The following is a 17,413-nucleotide window of genomic DNA, read 5'->3' as shown; positions in this document are numbered from 1 at the left end:
GCGTACGGGTCAGCCGGGGACCGCCCGCGCGCCCTCGGCGAAGTGGCAGGTGGCGAGGCGACCGGTGGGGTCGGTGGCGGTGGGTGGTTCGCTGTGCCGGCAGACGTCCTGGGCGACCGGGCAGCGGGTGTGGAACCGGCAGCCGGGTGGTGGGGCGACCGGGCTGGGCGGGTCACCGGCGAGGGTGACCCGTTGGCGGCCACGTTCGGCGGGGTGCCGCACCGGCACCGAACCGAGCAACGCCCGGGTGTACGGGTGGGCGGGCTGCTGGTACACCGTGGCGGCGGGGCCGAGTTCGGCCAGTCGACCGAGGTACATGACCGCGACCCGGTGCGACACGTGCCGGACCACGCCGAGGTCGTGGGCGATGAAGACCAGGGTGAGCCCGAGCCGGCGCTGGAGTTCGGCGAGCAGGTTGACCACCTGGGCCTGCACGGAGACGTCGAGGGCGGAGACCGGTTCGTCGCAGACCACGACGCGGGGCTCGGTGGCCAGGGCGCGGGCGATGCCGATGCGTTGCCGCTGGCCGCCGGAGAACTCGTGCGGGAAACGCTGCATCATGTCGGGTGCGAGGCCGACCAGGTCGAGCAGTTCGGCGACCCGGTCGCGGCGGGCGGCGGCCCCCCGGGTGAGTCTGTGCACGTCGAGTGGCTCGGCCACCAGGTCGAGCACGGTCAGCCGCGGGTTGAGCGAGGTGAGCGGGTCCTGGAAGACCATCTGCACGGCCCGACGCAGGTCGCGGCGGCGGGTTCCCCGGGCGGTGGCGACGTCGTCTCCCGCGTAGCGGACGCTGCCGCCGTCGGGACGTTCCAGCCCGACGAGCATCCGGGCCAGGGTGGACTTGCCGCAGCCGGACTCGCCGACCACGCCGAGGGTCTCCCCGGCGGCCACGCTGAGGTCGACACCGTCGACGGCGTGTACGCGCACGCTGCGGCCCAGGCCGCGGCCGGCCCGATAGGTCTTGCGGAGCCCGGTGGCGACCAGCAGTGGCTCCCCGGCGGGGCGGGTCGCCGGGGCCGTGGGCGCGGTGGGTGACTCAGACGGTGGCATCGACGCCCTCCTCGGCGTGGTGGCAGGCGGCGGTCCGGTCGGCGCGTGCCAGCGGGCGGCGGGGCGGCCGGGTGGCCCGGCAGGTGTCGTCGGCGCGGGGGCAACGCGGGTGGAAGGCACAGCCGGTGGGCAGGGCCAGCAGGTTGGGCGGGCTGCCGGGGATCGGCCGCAGCGGTTCCCCCGGGTCGGCGAGGTCGGGTACGGAACGCAGCAGGGCGGCGGTGTACGGGTGGGCCGGCGCGTCGAGGATCTCGGCGACCGTGCCGGTCTCGACGATCCGCCCGGCGTACATGACGGCCACCCGGTCGGCGAGTTCGGCGGCGACGCCGAGATCGTGGGTGATCAGCAGGACGCCCATGCCGAGTTCGGCGCGGAGCCGGTCGATGAGGTCGAGGATCTGCGCCTGGACGGTCACGTCGAGGGCGGTGGTGGGTTCGTCGGCGATCAGCAGCCGGGGGCCGAGGGCGACGGCCATGGCGATCAGGATGCGTTGCCGCATGCCGCCGGAGAACTGGTGCGGGAAGTCGCGTACCCGGCGGTCGGGGGCGGGGATGCCGACCAGCCGGAGCAGTTCCACCGCCTCGGCCCGGGCCTGTCTGCGGGAGGCGCCCCGGTGCAGCCGGTAGACCTCGCCGAGTTGGTCGCCGATGGAGAGCACCGGGTTGAGCGCGGAGAGCGCGTCCTGGAAGACCAGGGACATGGTGCTGCCACGCAGTCGGCGTACGTCGTCGGGACGGCCGCCCACGATGTCGTGACCGGCCACCCGGATCTCGGCGGCGTCGAGGCGTACGCCGGGGCCGTCGAGCAGGCCCATCACGGACCGCGCGGTCACCGACTTGCCGGAGCCGGACTCCCCGAGCAGCACCAGCACCTCGCCGGCGGCGATGTCGAGGTCGACGCCGCGGACGGCGGGCAGGTCGCCGCGTCGGGTGGTGAAGGTGACGTCGAGCCCGCGTACCCGCAGCGCGTCTCCGGGCGGCTGGTGCCCGGTCGCCGCGTCGGCGGTGGTGCCTGTTGACCGTCGAGCCATCCCCGGCCCCCTGATTTCCGGCTGATTTCAGCACGTAACGATTTCTAGCGCGATCCACGGCATTCACGCCGAAGTTGTTCTGCATATTGACATGCCGCGACTGATCCTGGCAATCTCTCGTTCCACATCGCCGAGATTCGGCACCGCCCCCAGCCACGGATGACGGATTCTCCCGCCACCACCCCCGGGACGGCCGACCGACACGAAGGGAGAAACGCGTGCTCGACCCCGCGTCGCGTTACACCGGGTACACGTCCTACAGCTACCTGGAGGCCGGCACCGACTACCGGGAGTTCAAGCTGGTGCCGGAGATCGGCCGGGTACCCGCGTACCAGGGCGTCCCGCTCTCCGACGAGCAGCGCGAGCGGGTCACCCGGCTGCTCACCAACGAGATCGTGATCTCCCTGCACGACCACCCCTCGGTCTTCCCGGAGAACATCCGGGAGACCGTCGACTACAACCGCACCGCCCGCCACCACACCGGCTACGCCGGGCTGGCCCGCTCCGGCATGACCGCCGTCTTCGACAACCTGATGGACGGCACCTGCTGCGTGACCAGCCAGATGGGCTGGAAGTGGACCGACGTCATCGCCGACCTGGGGATGCGCCTCTCCGACGTGGCCCACCAGGACTTCCTGGTCAAGGTGGAGAAGCTGGCCGACATCCGGTACGCGCACGAGACCGGGCGGATGGGTCTGGTGCTCGCCACCGAGGCCGCCACCATGATCGAGAACGAGCTGGACCGGCTGGACATGCTCTACGGCTTCGGCGTCCGGCAAATGGGCATCGCCTACAGCGAGGCCAACACCCTCGGCAGCGGCCTCAAGGAACGCAACGACGGCGGGCTGACCTACTTCGGCGAGAAGGCCGTCCGCCGGATGAACCGGCTCGGCATCGCCATCGACATCTCCCACTCCGGCGACCGCACCTCGGCCGAGGTGGTCGCCCGATCGGAGAAGCCCGTCTTCATCACCCACGCCGGCTCGCGGACGGTCTGGCCGACCAACCGGATGAAGCCCGACGACGTGATCGTCGCCTGCGCCGAGCGCGGCGGCGTGATCGGCCTGGAAGCGGCACCGCACACCACCCTCTCGGCCGCCCACCCCCGGCACAGCCTGGAGTCGGTGATGGACCACTTCGTCCACTGCGTCGAGCTTGTCGGCATCGACCACGTGGCGTTCGGCCCGGACACCCTCTTCGGTGACCACGTGGGGCTGCACGACACCTTCGCGGCGCACCTGTCCATCGCCGAGGCACACGGGCACGTCGAGCACCCCCGGGTGCCCTACGTGGACGGCCTGGAGAACCCGGCCGAGTGCTACTGGAACATCGTCGCCTGGCTGGTCGGCCACGACTACTCCGACGACGAGATCAGCAAGGTCCTGGGGGGCAACATCCTGCGCGTTCTAGAGGAGGTCTGGCACTGATGCGCCGCACAACACGTACCCTCGCCATGGCGGTGGGGCTGCTCTCGATAGGGCTGGTCACCGCCTGCTCACCCAGTGACCCGGACGCCGGTGGCGGCGCCGGCAGCGCCGAACGGTTGACCATCGGCACCACCGCCGACGTGATCAACTACAACCCGCTGGTCGGCAACAGCCGCACCGACACCTGGGTCACCAACCTGATGTACCCGCGCCTGATGGGTATGGGCCTCGACGGCACCCGCACCCCGTACCTGGGCACCGAGTGGGCGTACGCGCCGGACGGCAAGAGCGCGAAGGTGACCCTGCGCGACGACTTCACCTGGACCGACGGGGAGAAGGTCACCGCCGACGACGTGGTCTTCACCATCAAGGCCATCGCCGCGGAGAAGATCGGCGTCGTCGCCGGCCTGATCCCGGCGTTCCAGGAGGCCACCGCGCTCTCCCCGACCGAGGTGGAGTTCACCCTCTCCGAGCCCGACGGCACGTTCCTGGAGAACGTCGGCTTCTGGATGCCGATCGTCCCCGAGCACGTGTTCAGCAAGGTCGGCAAGGTCGCCGAGTTCGCCAACGACGCGGACTGGGTCTCCGCCGGCCCGTACCAGCTGACGTCCGTGGAGCGCGGCCAGCGGTACGTGCTCAAGCGGGTGGCGAACTACCCGCTGGTCGACGGCGGCCCGAAGACCGCCGAGCTGGTGTTCCGGGTCTTCCCGGACGTCAACACCGAGGCGTTGGCGCTGCGCAACGGCGAGATCGACCTGATCGCCAACGCGCTGCCCCCGGCACTGGCCAAGACGCTGGAGGGCGACAGCAAGCTCAAGCTGGTGAAGGTCCCCTCGCTGGGCTGGGCGCACATGCAGTACAACCTGGCCCGCAAGCCACTGGACAAGCTGGAGGTACGGCAGGCGCTGGCCGCCGCGGTGGACTACGAGGCGATCCGCCGGGTGGCGTTGCAGGGTTCCGCGGTCTCGTCGAACTCGTCGGTGCTCACTCCCACCCTCAAGCAGTGGCAGGACCCCTCGGCGACCGAGTACGCGTACGACCCGGCGCGGGCGAAGCAGCTGCTGACCGGGGCGGGGTTCACCGACGGCAACGGTGACGGGCTCTTCGACGGGCTGAGCCTACGGATGATCTACGACCAGGCCGACCCGAACATCGCCAAGTGGGCCCAGCTGGTGCGCGACTCCAGCAAGGAGGCCGGCATCGACATCAAGCTGGAGGGCCTGGAGCGCAACACCTACCTGGCCAAGACCAAGGAGCGGGACTTCGACATCTACGCCGGCTCCTGGGCGATCATGGAGAACCCGCCGGCCAACCTGACCCTGGCCTTCAAGTGCGACGGCTTCATCAACTACGCCAACGCCTGCGACCCGGCGCTGGACAAGCTGATCGACGAGTCCCGGTCCCACCTGGACCAGCCGTCGCAGAAGACCGCCATCCAGGCCGCCGCGAAGATCATCAGCGACCAGGTGTACGACAACGTGCTCTACGTCGAGGAGTTCACCTTCGCGCACTCGGCCAAGTGGTCGAACTTCCTGGTCCAGCCCAGCGAGTTGCTCTCCATCGTCAACCCGCAGTCACTGGCCCAGGCCACCACCGACTGAGCGGAGGAGGGGCCCCGGCCGACGCCTGCGGCAGAGCAGGGGCCCCTCGCCAAACTTCCCGACCGATCCGACCACCGGCACCGAAGCACCCGAGGGAGGCACCCGTGCCCGCCGGCATCCGCTTTCTCCTGCACCGCGTACTGCGCGGCCTGCTCACCATGTGGTTCGCGGTCACGGTCACCTTCTTCCTGCTGCGCCTACTGCCCGGTGACCCCGCGCTGGCCATCGCCGACCCCGGGATGACCGAGGAACTGCGGGCCAAGCTGCTCGCCGACTACGGCCTGGACCGCTCGCTCGGCGTGCAGTACTGGGAGTACCTGACCCAGCTCGCGCAGGGCAACCTCGGGGTGTCGTTCCGGCAGAACCAGCCGGTGCTGGACATCCTGCTGGAACGGCTGCCCTGGACGCTGCTGCTGGCCGGCTCGGCCCTCGCGGTGACCGTCGCGCTCGGCATCCCGCTCGGCGTGCTCGCCGCCACCCACGCCAAGAGCGGCCTGGACCGGTTCATCCAGGTCGGTGGGATCACCGGCCAGTCGCTGTTCGTGCCGAGCATCGGCGTCCTCCTGTTGTACGTCTTCGGCGTACAGCTCGGGCTGCTGCCCATCGGCGGCGCGATGGACGGCGACGCGACCGGGGCGGCGGCCTGGGGCAGCATCGCCGTACACCTGATCCTGCCCTGCCTGTCGCTGGTGCTGGTGCAGCTCGGCTCGTACGTGCTGACGCTGCGCAGCACGCTCATCGACGCGCTCGGCGAGGACTACTGCACGCTGGCCCGGGCCAAGGGCATGCCGCAACGCCGGGTGGTCTGGCGGCACGCGCTGCGCAACGCGCTGCTGCCCACCACCACCCTGGTCGGCCTGCAACTGGGCTTCCTGGTCGGCGGGGCGGTGCTGACCGAGTCCATCTACGCCTACCCGGGCGTCGGCCGGAGCATCTTCGAGGCGGTCGGCCAGCTCGACTTCCCGGTGCTCCAGGGCGCCTTCCTGATGCTGGCCTTCGCGGTGATCGTGGCGAACCTGCTCACCGACGTCGCGTACGGCCTGCTCGACCCGAGGGTACGGACCGCATGACCATCTCCCGGACCTCCGCCGCCGGCAGCACACCCACCGCCGGCACGACCGCCGCCGCGCTCCCGCCGTCGGAGTCGGTGGCCCAGCAGACCTGGCAGGCGTTCCGGCGCAATCCGCTCGGCCTGGCCAGCGCCGCCGTGCTGATCCTGCTGATCCTGGTCGCCGCCGGCGCCGGCCTGATCGCCGACTACCCCAGCGGGTACGGCGAGGACGTGCTCGCCGGCCCCAGCGCCGCCCACTGGTTCGGCACCGACGACCTGGGGCGGGACGTCTTCGCCCAGGTGGTCTGGGGCACCCGGGTCAGCATCGTGGTGGGCCTGGCGGCCAGCGTGCTGGCGATCGTGATCGGCGTACTCGTCGGCGTCGCCGCAGCCTACTTCCGGTACGCCGACGCCCTGCTCGGTGTGATCGTCGACCTCTCCCTGTCGCTGCCGGTGCTGCCGCTGATGATCCTGGTCGCCGCGCTGGCCGGGCCGAGCGTGTCGACCCTGGTCGTGGTGATCGCACTGTTCAGCTGGCCGGAGGTGGCCCGGGTGGTGCGTTCGCAGGGGCTGGCCGTGGTACCCATGCCGTACGTCTCGGCGGCCCGGGTGATCGGCGGCTCGCACCTGTGGATCATTCGCAAGCACGTCCTGCCCGGGGTGGCGCCGGTGATCGCGGTGTCGGTGGTGCTGACCACCTCCAGGGCGGTGCTCTCCGAGGCCGGGCTCTCCTTCCTCGGCCTGGGTGACCCGAACAGCTGGTCGTGGGGAGCGATCCTGCACCAGGCCCAGCGTTCCGGATCGCTGGCCACGGCGTGGTGGACCACGCTCTTCCCCTCCCTGGCCATCCTGCTGCTGGTGGTGGCCACCACCCTGCTCGCCGTGGCGTACAACGACGCCCGCAACCCCCGGACGAGGTGACCGACCGGTGCGACTGCCACCCACCTTCTACCCCGCGCTGCACGACCGGGTCCGCGCCGGCCTGGCCGAGGCCGGGCTCGACGCGCTGCTGCTCGACGACCCGCTGGACGTGGCGTACCTGACCGGGTTCGCGCACTTCCCCAACGAACGCCCGGTGGTGGCGCTGGTGCCGCGCGACGGCGAGGTGCTGCTGCTCGTGCCGGACCTGGAGCGGGAGTACGCGGCCGACCAGCGGGCCGCCGCCCGCCTGGTGGTGTACCCGGAGTTTCCCGGCGAGCGCAGCCCGTTCGCGCTGCTGGCCGACGCCGTGGGCGGAATCCGGCGGATCGGGCATGCGGCGTCCACCTCGACCGGTCGGGTGGCCGCGGTCGCCGCCGCCTTCGCCGGTGCCGAGACGGTGACCTGCGAGCTGGTCGGGCGGCTGCGGCTGCGCAAGACGCCGGAGGAGATCGCGCTGCACACCGAGGCGGCCCGGATCGCCGACGCGATGCTCGCCGAGGGCGCCCGGCTGGTCGCCGCCGCCACCGGCGCCGACGACCTGCCCACCGAGACCGAACTCGCCGCCCAGGTGACCCGGTTCGGCGCGGCGATGATGTACGCGGAGCACGAGGACGTGGTGGTCGTGCCGATGCTCACCGGTGGGCTGGTCTACGGCGGCCCCAACTCGGCCCAGCCGCACCGGCTGCCCGGTGGCGACCGGCTGCGCCGGGGTGAGCCGTTCATGCTCTCGCTGGGCTGTGCGGTCGGCGGCCGGTTCGTGGAGAGCGAACGGACGTTCCTGCTCGGCGAGCCCACCGCCGAGCAGCGCCGGTACTACTCGGTGGTGCGCCAGGCGCAGCAGGTGGGCACCGAGGCGCTGCGTCCCGGCGTCCGTTGCGCGGAGGCGAACCGCACCTGCCTGGACGTGATCCGCCGGGCCGGGCTGGCACAGTTCCTGCGACACCGGCAGGGGCACGGCATCGGGCTGGGCTTCCACGAGCCGCCGTGGGTCGCCGACGGCGACGACACGGTGCTGGAGCCCGGCATGGTCCTCTCCAGCGAGCCCGGCATCTACCTCCCCGGCCACGCCGGCTACCGCATCTCGGACACCGTACTGGTCACCGAGGACGGCCCGCGCCGGCTCACCGGATACCCCCGTGACCTCGCCGACATCGTGATCGGAGCCTGACTGACATGTTCGTGGAGATCAACGGAAACCGGCTGAACGTCGAGGTGCTCGGCGACGCCCCCGACCGACCCACGATGATCGTCCATCATGGTGCTCCCGGGCTGGGCTCGCTGGCCGAGCCGCGCGCGGCGTTCGCGCCGTTCGCCGACGCGTACCGGGTGATCGTCTTCGACGCCCGGGGCTCCGGCGCCAGCGAGGGCAACCCGCCCTTCACCCACGAGCAGTGGGCGGCCGACGTGGACGGCCTGCGTGCCTGGGCGGGCGCGGAGAAGATCGTCATGGCCGGCGGGTCGTACGGCGGCTTCATCGCCATGGAGTACGCGCTGCGCTACCCGGACCGGGTCGCCGGCCTGGTGCTGCGGGACACCGCCGCCGACAACGTCAACCAGGAGTTGGCGCTGCGCAACGCGCTGGCGTCGTCCCGGGTGGAGATCGACCGGGCGAAGCTCGACCGGATCATGTCCGGCACGGTGCGCGACGACGCCGACCTGAAGGACTGCTGGGCGGAGATCCTGCCCCTCTACGACCACGACCTCGACTGGGCGAAGGTCCGGCAGCGGGTGGAGAACACCCCGTACCGGTACGCCACGCACAACTTCGCCTTCGCCGTCAACCAGCCGAACTACGACATCAAGCCGCTGCTGCCCCGGATCGGCTGCCCGACCCTGGTGACCGTCGGCCGACACGACTGGATCACCCCGGTGGTGTGCAGCGAGACCATCGCGTCGCTGGTCCCGGACGCCCGGCTGGTGGTCTTCGAGCACTCCGGACACTCGCCGCAGCTGGAGGAGGCGGAAAGGTTCCAGTCGGTGGTGCGCGCGTTCCTGGCGGAACTACCGACCACTGCGGCATGATGCCCATCGACATGTACGATCTCGATCCCATCGACCGGCGCATCGTCGCCGCCCTCCAGGTCAACGGCCGCGCGAGTTGGACGGACATCGCCCAGCTCACCGGCACGTCGGTGACCACCGTGGCGCGCCGCGCCCAGCAGCTGCTGGCCGACGAGATGGTGAAGGTCGCGGCGGTGCCGCAGCCCGGCGGCGGCGGTCCGGCGGACCTGCTGATCGTCCGGATCCGCTGTACCCCGGGCAGCCAACTGCCGGCCGCGCAGGCGCTCGCCGCGATGCCCGAGGTGCGTTTCGTCGCCCTGGTCACCGGGGTCTACGACCTGGTGGCCGAGGTGCTGGTGCCCAAGGGCACCAGCATGCACGGGGTGCTGCTGGACGGGTTGCAGACCATTCCCGGGGTGCAGGGCAGCGTCGCCGACCTGGAACTGCACACCTACAAGGCCACCCACGAGTGGAGCCAGCACCTGCTCGGCGGTGCCGCGCAGCTCGCCGGGCCGCCCCCGGTGCACGACTGCTCGGCGAACCACCTCGACGAGGTGGACGAGCGGATCGTGGCCGCGCTGCGGGCCGACGGGCGGGCCAGTTTCCAGGCCGTCGCCCTGGGTCTGGGGGTCAGCGAGAGCACGGTACGCCGCCGCTTCGAGGCGCTGTACCAGGCAGGCTGCGTACAGGTGATCACGCTGGTGCCGGCGGCGGCGCTCGGCTTCGAGGCGGAGATCCTGTTCTGGTTGTCGGTGGCGCCGGCCCGGCTGGACGCGGTGGCGCGCGAGCTGGCGGCGCTGCGCGGGGTGCGGTACGTGGCGGCCACCCTCGGGCAGGAGTCGCTGATGTGCGAGGTGATCCTGCCCAGCCACGCCGACGTCTTCGAGTTCACCACCAAGACCCTCGCCGGCATCGAGGGCATCCAGGCGTGGACCGCCGGGGTGCAGCTGCTCACCGTCAAACGGGGCTACGTGATCACGCCGTGGGCGGCACGTCGCCTCGACGCGGCCGGCGCACCCGCCCCGGCCGCACCCGCCACCGCGCGCACCCCGCGCGCCCGCCGCGGCTGAGACACCAGGCACCTGCTCGACCCGGTGGGCAGGCCGCGACGGATGGGCGTCAGCGCCAGGGGCCGAAGGCGCGTTCGCCGGTGGCCGAGATGGCGGCGCAGAGCTCGTCGAGGTCGGTGCCGGTGGTGGCGGCCAGCGCCCGGACGGTGAGCGGGATCAGGTACGACGCGTTCGGCCGCCCCCGGTGCGGGACCGGGGTGAGGTACGGCGCGTCGGTCTCCACCAGGATCTGGTCGAGGGGGGTCAGCGCGGCGGCGTCACGCAGCGCAGCCGCGCTGGCGAAGGTGACGGTGCCGGCGAAACTGAGCAGGTAGCCGCGGCGCACGCACTCGGCGGCGAACTCCGCGTCGCCGGAGAAGCAGTGCAGCACCACCGTGTCCGGTGCGCCCTCGTCGTCGAGGATGCGCAGCACGTCGGCGTGCGCGTCCCGGTCGTGGATGACCAGCGTCTTGGCGTACCGCTTGGCGATGGCGATGTGCGCCCGGAAGCTCTCCTCCTGGGCGGCCCGGCCGTCGTCGCCGGTGCGGTAGTGGTCCATGCCCGTCTCGCCGACGCCCCGCACCCGGTCCTGGGCGGCCAGGGCCTCGATCTCGCGCAGCGCGGCGTCCAGGTCGGTCAGCCGGGGTGCCTCGTTGGGGTGCAGCGCCACGGTGGCCACCACCGCCGGGTACCGGCCGGCCACCTCGGCACCCCAGCGGGAGGAGTCGACATCCACCCCGACCTGCACCAGCCGGTCCACCCCGACCGCGGCGGCGACGTCGACGGCCACCGCGACCGGGTCGTCGGCGGTGCCGCCGCCCGGCACCCCGGCCTCGCTGACGGTGATGTCGAGATGGGTGTGGCTGTCCAGCACCGGCCGGGGCAGTGGCTCGGGCGCGGGTGGGAACTCGCCGGCGCGGCGGGCCGCGCGCTGGCTGCGGGACTCGGTCGGCTCGCTCATCAGCGACAGCATCACACATCTCCACGGGCCACCCGTCCGCCACCCGGTGTTCACCTCGACTACGCCGGACGGTCCTACCGTGACCCGGTGAGCATCACCGGACGGGCCGAGGGCACGGCGCAGGAGCGCACCGGCCTGCGGGTGGCGTACGGCGGTGCGGTCTACCCGGCGGAGGAGATCGCCCGCGGCGCGGCGTACGAGTTGTTCAGCGCCGACGAGGTGCCCGGTTTCGAGTGGGCGCCGCGACCGAACTCGGCGCTGCCGTGGCGGCGTTTCGTGCACGTCACCGAGGTCACCGCCGTGCACGGGGCGGCGGCGGTGGAGGAGCCGGAGGCCCCGCTGCTGGTGCCGTTGCACCGCCAGCGGGGCTGGGCGGAGGTGCACCGGCTCGGTCAGCAGCCGAGTGCGGCGGACGATCCGCTGGTCACGGCGGTACGCGCGTCGGCGACCGTGCGCCGGGGCACCCGGATGATGAAGATCCTCTCGGCTCGGCAGCTCGCCGGTCACGTGCGGGGCTGGCTGCCGCACGGGTTCTGCTACCGGGAGCACGACGTGGCGCACCTGCGTACCCCGGCGGCGACCGCGCTGCTGCGTACCGACGGCGGGGGTGGCCGCGACGGCGCGGATGTCACGTACGCGCTGCGGTGGCGCGCCGTCGACCCGGGCGACTACGACGTACCGGCCGGGACGGCGTACCGGGGGTTGTCCGCGTTGGGTGCGCGGGACCGGCTCGGCCCGGCCGTGCTGGGCACCGGATTCACGCCCAGCAGCAGCCAGTTGATCCCGGAGTTCGTCACCCGGGACTTCGCCGACCTGCCGATGCCGGCGAACGCCACCCTGCTGGCGTACCCGGCCGAGGGGGTCGAGGTGGTGCTCTACGCCTACCAGGCCGAGCAGCGGGGCTGGTTGCGGATGGTGGGCCCGCAGTGGCGGCACCTGCTCGCCGCGGTGCCCGGCCTGTCGCCGGACCAGGAGTACGTGCCGACCGGCGAGGCGCCCCGGTCGACCCGGCTGATCGGCACGTACGCCGGTGGGGAGTACGAGGCGGTGGCGGACCTGCCCGGCGGGTTCCGGGTGCTGGCGTTGACCCGGGCCGCCCGGTACCCGGTCGACGGGGTCTGCCGGCGGCTGCGCCTGGCGGCCTGGCGTGGGGTGCCCTGCCTGGTGCTGCGGGAGGAGGCGGGTTGGCTGCGGTTGCGGCTGCGCCGGCCGGATCCGGACGCGGTGGCCGTCACCGGGGCGCAGTGCCACGAACGGGGCGTCTACGAGACCTGGGCGCCGGGTGGTGAGGTGACCGACGACCAGGTAGTGGATCACCCGTACGTCCTCTGACCACGGGTGGGCGGTGCGCATATCGGTCGGTGGCGCGGGAATGCGGGGCGGACAGCGATGTCGACCGTAGGAGTGGAAATGCCCTTCATCACCGTCGGGACGGAAAACTCCGCGCCCATCGACCTGTACTACGAGGACCACGGTTCCGGGCAGCCGATCGTGCTGATCCACGGGTTCCCGTTCAACGGGGCGACCTGGGAGAAGCAGACCGGGCCGCTGCTCGCGGCGGGATACCGGGTGATCACGTACGACCGGCGTGGTTACGGCAACTCGGCACAGCCGGCGTTCGGGTACGACTACGACACCTTCGCCGCCGACCTCGACGTGCTGATGACCGAACTGGACCTGCGCAACGCGATCCTGGTCGGTCACTCGATGGGCACCGGTGAGGTGACCCGTTACCTGGGCGCGTACGGCTCGGAGCGGGTGGACCGGGCGGTGCTGCTGGCGCCGCTGGCGCCGTACCTGCGGCAGGCCTCGGACAACCCGGAGGGCGTGGAGGTGAGCGTCTTCGACGGGTTCAAGCAGGCCATCGTGCAGGACCGGTTCGCCTTCCTCACCCAGTTCTGCGACAACTTCTTCAACTACGCCGAGAACAAGGGCAAGCTGGTCAGCGAGGAGGCGTACCGGGCGCACTGGGAGATCGGCGCGCGGGCCTCGGCGATCGCCACCCTGAACTCGGTCGACGCCTGGGGCACCGACTTCCGGGCCGACGTGTCGCGGATCGACGTGCCGGTGCTGATCGTGCAGGGCGACAAGGACATGGTGCTGCCGTACCCGAAGACGGGTCAGCGGCTGCAGCCGATGCTCTCGGACAGCCGACTGGTCACCATCAAGGGTGCGCCGCACGGCATTCCGTGGACCAACGGCAACGAGGTGAACCGGGCGATCATGGAGTTCGTCGGTTCGCCGTCGATGGCGCGGGCCTGATTCGACGGCCCCGGCGGCGTCGGTTCGTCGCCGCCGGGCCGGTGCCGACGGCGGGCGCGACCCCGGTCCGGGGTCGCGCCCGCCACGCGGTCCGCCCCGGCTCGATCTCCCGAGCCGGGGCGGTTCGCCACGGCTCGATCGCCCGAGCCGTCCGGTTTCCTCGGCTCAACCGCCGAGCCGGGCCAGTTCCTCGGCTCAACCGCCGAGCCGGGCCAGTTCCTCGTCGACGATCGACGGGTCGAGCTTGCGGAACACCGGCTTGGGCGCCGCGAGCGGCCGGCCGACCGGCAGCGGTACGGACTCCCAGCGGGCGCCCTGCGTGTAGTCGCCGGTCAGCACCGGGTACCCGGGACCGCCGTCGAGGTCCTCGACCTCCTCGATCACCGGCATCGGGGCGTGTACGCCGGTGCCGCCGAGCAGCTGGTGGACCTGCTGCGCGGAGTGCGGCAGGAACGGGGTGAGCAGCGTGTTGGCGTCGCTGACCACCTGGAGGGCGACGTGCAGGATGGTGCCCATCCGGGGCTTGTCGGCCGCGTCCTTGAGCTTCCAGGGCGCCTGCTCGGAGAGATACTTGTTGGCCTCGGCGACCACCCGCATCGCCTCACCGATGGCCTGCTTCTGCCGGTGCCGGGCGATCAGGTCACCGACCGTGGTGAAACCGGCGCGGGCGACCGCGAGCAGCGCCTCGTCGGCTTCGGTGAGCCCGGCCGGGTCGACGGCGGGGATCTCGCCGAAGTTCTTCGCCGCCATCGAGATCGACCGGTTGACCAGGTTCCCCCAGCCGGCGACCAGTTCGTCGTTGTTGCGGCGGAGGAACTCGGCCCAGGTGAAGTCGGTGTCGTTGCTCTCCGGACCGGCCACCGCGATGAAGTACCGCAGCGCGTCGGCGTCGTAGCGTTCGAGGAAGTCCCGGACGTAGATGACCACCCGGCGGGAGGAGGAGAACTTGCGACCCTCCATGGTCAGGAACTCGCTGGAGACCACCTCGGTGGGCAGGTTGAGCCGGCCGAGCCGGCCCGGCTCGCCGTCGCGGGCGCCCTCACCGGAGTAGCCGGCGAGCAGCGCGGGCCAGATCACCGAGTGGAAGACGATGTTGTCCTTGCCCATGAAGTAGTAGGACTGCGAGTCCTTGCCTTCCGCGTCCGTGGACCACCACCGGCGCCAGGCCTCCGGGTCGCCGGAGCGGCGGGCCCACTCGATGGACGCGGAGAGGTAGCCGATCACCGCGTCGAACCACACGTAGATGCGCTTGTCGGTGCGCTCCCGCCAGCCGTCGAGCGGGATGGGTACGCCCCACTCCAGGTCCCGGGTGATGGCTCGGGGCTGGAGGTCGTCGAGCAGGTTCCGGGAGAACCGCAGCACGTTGGGGCGCCAGCCCTCCCGGGTGTCCAGCCACTGCCGCAGCACCTCGGCCAGGGCGGGCAGGTCGAGGAAGAAGTGCTCGGTCTCGACGAACTTCGGCGTCTCGCCGTTGATCTTCGACTTGGGGTCGATCAGGTCGATCGGGTCGAGCTGGTTGCCGCAGTTGTCGCACTGGTCACCGCGGGCGCTGTCGTAGCCGCAGATCGGGCAGGTGCCCTCGATGTACCGGTCGGGCAGGGTCCGGCCGGTGGACGGCGAGATCGCCCCCATGGTGGTCTTCGGCACGATGTACCCGTTGCGGTACATCCCCTCGAACAACTCCTGCACCACCGCGTAGTGGTTGCGGGTGGTGGTCCGGGTGAACAGGTCGTAGGACAGGCCCAGGCCGTGCAGGTCCTCCACGATCACCCGGTTGTACCGGTCGGCCAGCTCGCGCGGGGTGAGCCCCTCGGCGTCGGCCTGCACCTGGATCGGGGTGCCGTGCTCGTCGGTGCCGGAGACCATGAGCACGTCGTGGCCCGCCATCCGCATGTACCGGGCGAACACGTCGGAGGGAACGCCGAAACCGGAGACGTGGCCGATGTGGCGGGGGCCGTTGGCGTACGGCCAGGCCACTGCCGCGAGAACGTGACTCATGCCCAGGAAGCCTAGTGACCCGGCCCGGGTGGCTGCGAACCAATAGGAGTGCCGGGTCGGCGAAGCGGGCCGACCTGGCCCGACCGGTCGTCCGATTTGTCGCCGACACGCTGTCTGAGCTGCCCGGTGTCCCCCGGCGAGCGGTGTCCAATGAACCGCGTGACTGGCAGCAGAGCCGCCCGCGAGCACGAGGACGGGCCCCCCACGGACACCTGGCCGGATCCGGCCGCGCGTACCCAGGCGGTGGCACCGCATCCCCGGACGGTGCCCGTCGGGGCGACCGAGGCCGGGCCGTCCGACGCACCGGAGCAACCCGCCGCGGACCACCGCCCGTCGGCCACCGTCGAGGTGGAGCCCACCACGGGGGCTCCGGTCGACGCGGTACCGAGCCGGGTACCGATCCGGTCGGCCGGCCGCCGGGCCCGCCGGGGCTATCCCGCCGACGCCGGTACGCCGGACGACGACGACACGTTCTGGGCACCGATCGAGGAGGTGCACTGGGACGGCACGCCGGTCCGGCAGGAGGATCCCGCCCGGGGCAGCTGGCGGTGGCGGCCGACCTGGCCGGTGCGACGCCGCCGGGAACGGGCGAACCACCCACCGGATCCGCTGTCGGGCCTGGCCACGCTGGTGGGGTTGAGCCTGGCGGCGGCCTTCTTCGCCTGGGTCAGCGCCGGGCCGTTCTGGCTCGCCGTCGGCCACGCCAACACCGGCACCGTGGTGTTGACCGAGTGCACCGGCAGCGGGTTGAGCCAGCGCTGCCGGGGCATCTTCACCGCGACCGGCGAGCAGTTCCGGACCCACGGGGTACGGGTCAGCGGGGTGACCGAACGGCAGGCCACCGCCGGTACGGTCCTGCCGGCCCGGGTCACCGGCCCGGAGGCCGCCACCGCGTACGCCGACCGGGGCGTCAGTGCTCACCTGCGCTGGTCGCTCGGCCTGCTGGGCGTGCTCGGCTGCGCCGCCGGCATCGCCCGGTGGACCGGCGCGACCCGGCTGCCCGGTGCCCGCGCCCGCCGCTGGGCGGTCACCGCCGCGCTCGGCGGCCCGTTACTGACCACCCTCGGCTTCCTCATCGCCGCCTGGTGAAGCGCCCGGCTCAGCTCTGGTGCACGACGGCGTACACCGCTCAGCTCTGGTGCACGACGGCGTACACCTCGCGCCGACGCAGGCCGAAGGCGGTGGCCACCTCGGTGATGGCGTCCCGGCGGGTCAGGCCGGCGGCCTCCCGCTCGGCCACCGCGGCGCGCAGCGCGTCGTCGTCCGGGCGGGTCGCGGGGGTCGCCGGGGCACCGCCCACCACCAGGGTGATCTCGCCGCGCGGTGCGCCCTCGGCGGCCCACCGGGCCAACTCGCCGAGCGGGCGGCGGAGCACCTCCTCGTAGGTCTTGGTCAGCTCCCGGCACAGCGCGGCGGGCCGGTCGGCACCGAACGCGGCGGCCAGGTCGGCCAGCGCGGCGGTTACCCGGTGCGGCGCCTCGAACAGCACCAGCGTCCGCTCCTCGGCGGCCAGGGCGCGTAGCCGGGAGCGGCGGGCGCCCGGACTGCGGGGCAGGAAGCCTTCGAAGCAGAACCGGTCGGAGGGCAGCCCGGAAAGCGCCAGGGCGGTGGTGACGGCGCTGGGCCCGGGAGCCGCGGTGACCGGGATCCCGGCGTCCAGGGCCGCCCGGACCAGCCGGTAGCCCGGGTCGGAGACGCTGGGCATGCCGCCGTCGGTGACCAGGGCGACGAGGTGTCCGGCGGCGAGCGCCTCGACGAGTTCCGGCGTGCGCCGCTCCTCGTTGCCCTCGAAGTAGGAGACGATCCGGCCGGCAACGGTCACGTCGAGGTCGCGGGCCAGCCGGCTCAGCCGCCGGGTGTCCTCGGCGGCGACCACGTCGGCGACGCCCAGGACGTCGCGCAGTCGGGCGGAGGCGTCGGCGGGATTGCCCAGCGGCGCGCCGAGCAGAACCAGGCGGCCCTGGCTGGACATATCGCCCACGAGTATGCGCTCCTTCATCGATGGTCGTACCGGATTCGGGGACGACGCACGCCACCGAGCCCGTTGGCAGCCTACGATCGC

The 17,413-nt window shown here is 72.2% G+C and carries 15 protein-coding genes; 10 read left to right on the top strand and 5 right to left on the bottom strand.

The window, feature by feature from the left end:
• Nucleotides 1-9 precede the first annotated feature (9 nt).
• Together D2L64_RS08640 and D2L64_RS08635 are read right to left on the bottom strand one after the other, a co-directional pair.
• A complete protein-coding gene (locus D2L64_RS08640) occupies nucleotides 10-1,050 on the bottom strand; it encodes an ABC transporter ATP-binding protein (RefSeq protein WP_119574194.1) in 1,041 nt (346 codons plus the stop codon).
• Complete coding sequence (locus D2L64_RS08635) at nucleotides 1,037-2,080, bottom strand: ABC transporter ATP-binding protein (RefSeq protein WP_119574193.1); 1,044 nt, start codon at nucleotides 2,078-2,080, stop codon at nucleotides 1,037-1,039. The genes D2L64_RS08640 and D2L64_RS08635 overlap by 14 nt, the downstream gene beginning before the upstream one ends.
• Nucleotides 2,081-2,298: 218 nt before the next feature.
• On the opposite strand from D2L64_RS08635, the gene D2L64_RS08630 reads away from it, so the two are divergent.
• The 7 genes from D2L64_RS08630 to D2L64_RS08600 all read left to right on the top strand — a co-directional run bounded on the left by D2L64_RS08630 (nucleotide 2,299) and on the right by D2L64_RS08600 (nucleotide 10,151).
• Entirely contained in the window at nucleotides 2,299-3,507 is a 1,209-nt protein-coding gene (locus tag D2L64_RS08630; RefSeq protein WP_119574192.1) for a dipeptidase, read from the top strand.
• Entirely contained in the window at nucleotides 3,507-5,108 is a 1,602-nt protein-coding gene (locus D2L64_RS08625; protein WP_119574191.1) for an ABC transporter substrate-binding protein, read from the top strand. Before D2L64_RS08630 ends, D2L64_RS08625 begins: the two co-directional genes overlap by 1 nt.
• Before the next feature lie 104 nt (nucleotides 5,109-5,212).
• Nucleotides 5,213-6,178 (top strand): ABC transporter permease, encoded by a 966-nt coding sequence (locus D2L64_RS08620; RefSeq protein ID WP_233558863.1) that lies wholly within the window; start codon nucleotides 5,213-5,215, stop codon nucleotides 6,176-6,178.
• A complete protein-coding gene (locus D2L64_RS08615) occupies nucleotides 6,175-7,080 on the top strand; it encodes an ABC transporter permease (RefSeq protein ID WP_119574190.1) in 906 nt (301 codons plus the stop codon). Before D2L64_RS08620 ends, D2L64_RS08615 begins: the two co-directional genes overlap by 4 nt.
• A 7-nt stretch (nucleotides 7,081-7,087) precedes the next feature.
• Nucleotides 7,088-8,248, top strand: a complete 1,161-nt coding sequence (locus D2L64_RS08610; RefSeq protein ID WP_119574189.1) for a M24 family metallopeptidase — start codon at nucleotides 7,088-7,090, stop codon at nucleotides 8,246-8,248.
• A gap of 5 nt (nucleotides 8,249-8,253) precedes the next feature.
• Entirely contained in the window at nucleotides 8,254-9,102 is an 849-nt protein-coding gene (locus D2L64_RS08605; RefSeq protein WP_119574188.1) for an alpha/beta fold hydrolase, read from the top strand.
• A complete protein-coding gene (locus D2L64_RS08600) occupies nucleotides 9,099-10,151 on the top strand; it encodes an Lrp/AsnC family transcriptional regulator (protein ID WP_119574187.1) in 1,053 nt (350 codons plus the stop codon). The genes D2L64_RS08605 and D2L64_RS08600 overlap by 4 nt, the downstream gene beginning before the upstream one ends.
• 49 nt (nucleotides 10,152-10,200) lie before the next feature.
• On the opposite strand, the gene D2L64_RS08595 is transcribed toward D2L64_RS08600, so the two are convergent.
• Nucleotides 10,201-11,103, bottom strand: a complete 903-nt coding sequence (locus D2L64_RS08595) for a TatD family hydrolase (protein ID WP_119574186.1) — start codon at nucleotides 11,101-11,103, stop codon at nucleotides 10,201-10,203.
• Between the two features lie 75 nt (nucleotides 11,104-11,178).
• Between D2L64_RS08595 and D2L64_RS08590 the strand changes: the two genes are divergently transcribed.
• Nucleotides 11,179-12,423, top strand: coding sequence for a hypothetical protein (locus D2L64_RS08590; RefSeq protein WP_119574185.1), 1,245 nt, complete (start codon nucleotides 11,179-11,181; stop codon nucleotides 12,421-12,423).
• A gap of 78 nt (nucleotides 12,424-12,501) precedes the next feature.
• Nucleotides 12,502-13,353 carry an alpha/beta fold hydrolase gene (locus tag D2L64_RS08585; protein WP_119574184.1) on the top strand — a complete coding sequence of 284 codons (852 nt, stop codon included), beginning with the start codon at nucleotides 12,502-12,504 and terminating at the stop codon, nucleotides 13,351-13,353.
• Between the two features lie 195 nt (nucleotides 13,354-13,548).
• Here the strand turns inward: D2L64_RS08585 and metG are convergent, their stop codons facing one another.
• Nucleotides 13,549-15,351: a methionine--tRNA ligase gene (metG, locus tag D2L64_RS08580; protein WP_119574183.1), complete on the bottom strand. Its 1,803-nt coding sequence runs from the start codon at nucleotides 15,349-15,351 to the stop codon at nucleotides 13,549-13,551.
• 159 nt (nucleotides 15,352-15,510) lie between these two features.
• Between metG and D2L64_RS08575 the strand changes: the two genes are divergently transcribed.
• The gene (locus D2L64_RS08575; protein WP_233558862.1) at nucleotides 15,511-16,440 is read left to right on the top strand and encodes a hypothetical protein; all 930 of its coding nucleotides are present in this window, start codon (nucleotides 15,511-15,513) and stop codon (nucleotides 16,438-16,440) included.
• 40 nt (nucleotides 16,441-16,480) lie between these two features.
• Here the strand turns inward: D2L64_RS08575 and rsmI are convergent, their stop codons facing one another.
• Nucleotides 16,481-17,350 (bottom strand): 16S rRNA (cytidine(1402)-2'-O)-methyltransferase, encoded by an 870-nt coding sequence (rsmI, locus tag D2L64_RS08570; protein WP_119574182.1) that lies wholly within the window; start codon nucleotides 17,348-17,350, stop codon nucleotides 16,481-16,483.
• Between the last annotated feature and the right edge of the window lie 63 nt (nucleotides 17,351-17,413).

It is taken from the genome of Micromonospora radicis (assembly GCF_003583405.1).
Taxonomy (GTDB): domain Bacteria; phylum Actinomycetota; class Actinomycetes; order Mycobacteriales; family Micromonosporaceae; genus Micromonospora; species Micromonospora radicis.
The sequence above is the reverse complement of the archived record's forward strand: the minus strand, read 5'-3'. Positions and strand labels throughout refer to the sequence as shown.

Coding starts and splice junctions, on each gene's coding strand:
- metG (WP_119574183.1), bottom strand. CDS start 15,351: ATGAGTCACGTTCTCGCGGCAGTGGCCTGGCCGTACGCCAACGGCCCC.
- rsmI (WP_119574182.1), bottom strand. CDS start 17,350: ATGAAGGAGCGCATACTCGTGGGCGATATGTCCAGCCAGGGCCGCCTG.
- D2L64_RS08615 (WP_119574190.1), top strand. CDS start 6,175: ATGACCATCTCCCGGACCTCCGCCGCCGGCAGCACACCCACCGCCGGC.
- D2L64_RS08635 (WP_119574193.1), bottom strand. CDS start 2,080: ATGGCTCGACGGTCAACAGGCACCACCGCCGACGCGGCGACCGGGCAC.
- D2L64_RS08605 (WP_119574188.1), top strand. CDS start 8,254: ATGTTCGTGGAGATCAACGGAAACCGGCTGAACGTCGAGGTGCTCGGC.
- D2L64_RS08595 (WP_119574186.1), bottom strand. CDS start 11,103: ATGCTGTCGCTGATGAGCGAGCCGACCGAGTCCCGCAGCCAGCGCGCG.
- D2L64_RS08640 (WP_119574194.1), bottom strand. CDS start 1,050: ATGCCACCGTCTGAGTCACCCACCGCGCCCACGGCCCCGGCGACCCGC.
- D2L64_RS08625 (WP_119574191.1), top strand. CDS start 3,507: ATGCGCCGCACAACACGTACCCTCGCCATGGCGGTGGGGCTGCTCTCG.
- D2L64_RS08585 (WP_119574184.1), top strand. CDS start 12,502: ATGCCCTTCATCACCGTCGGGACGGAAAACTCCGCGCCCATCGACCTG.
- D2L64_RS08600 (WP_119574187.1), top strand. CDS start 9,099: ATGATGCCCATCGACATGTACGATCTCGATCCCATCGACCGGCGCATC.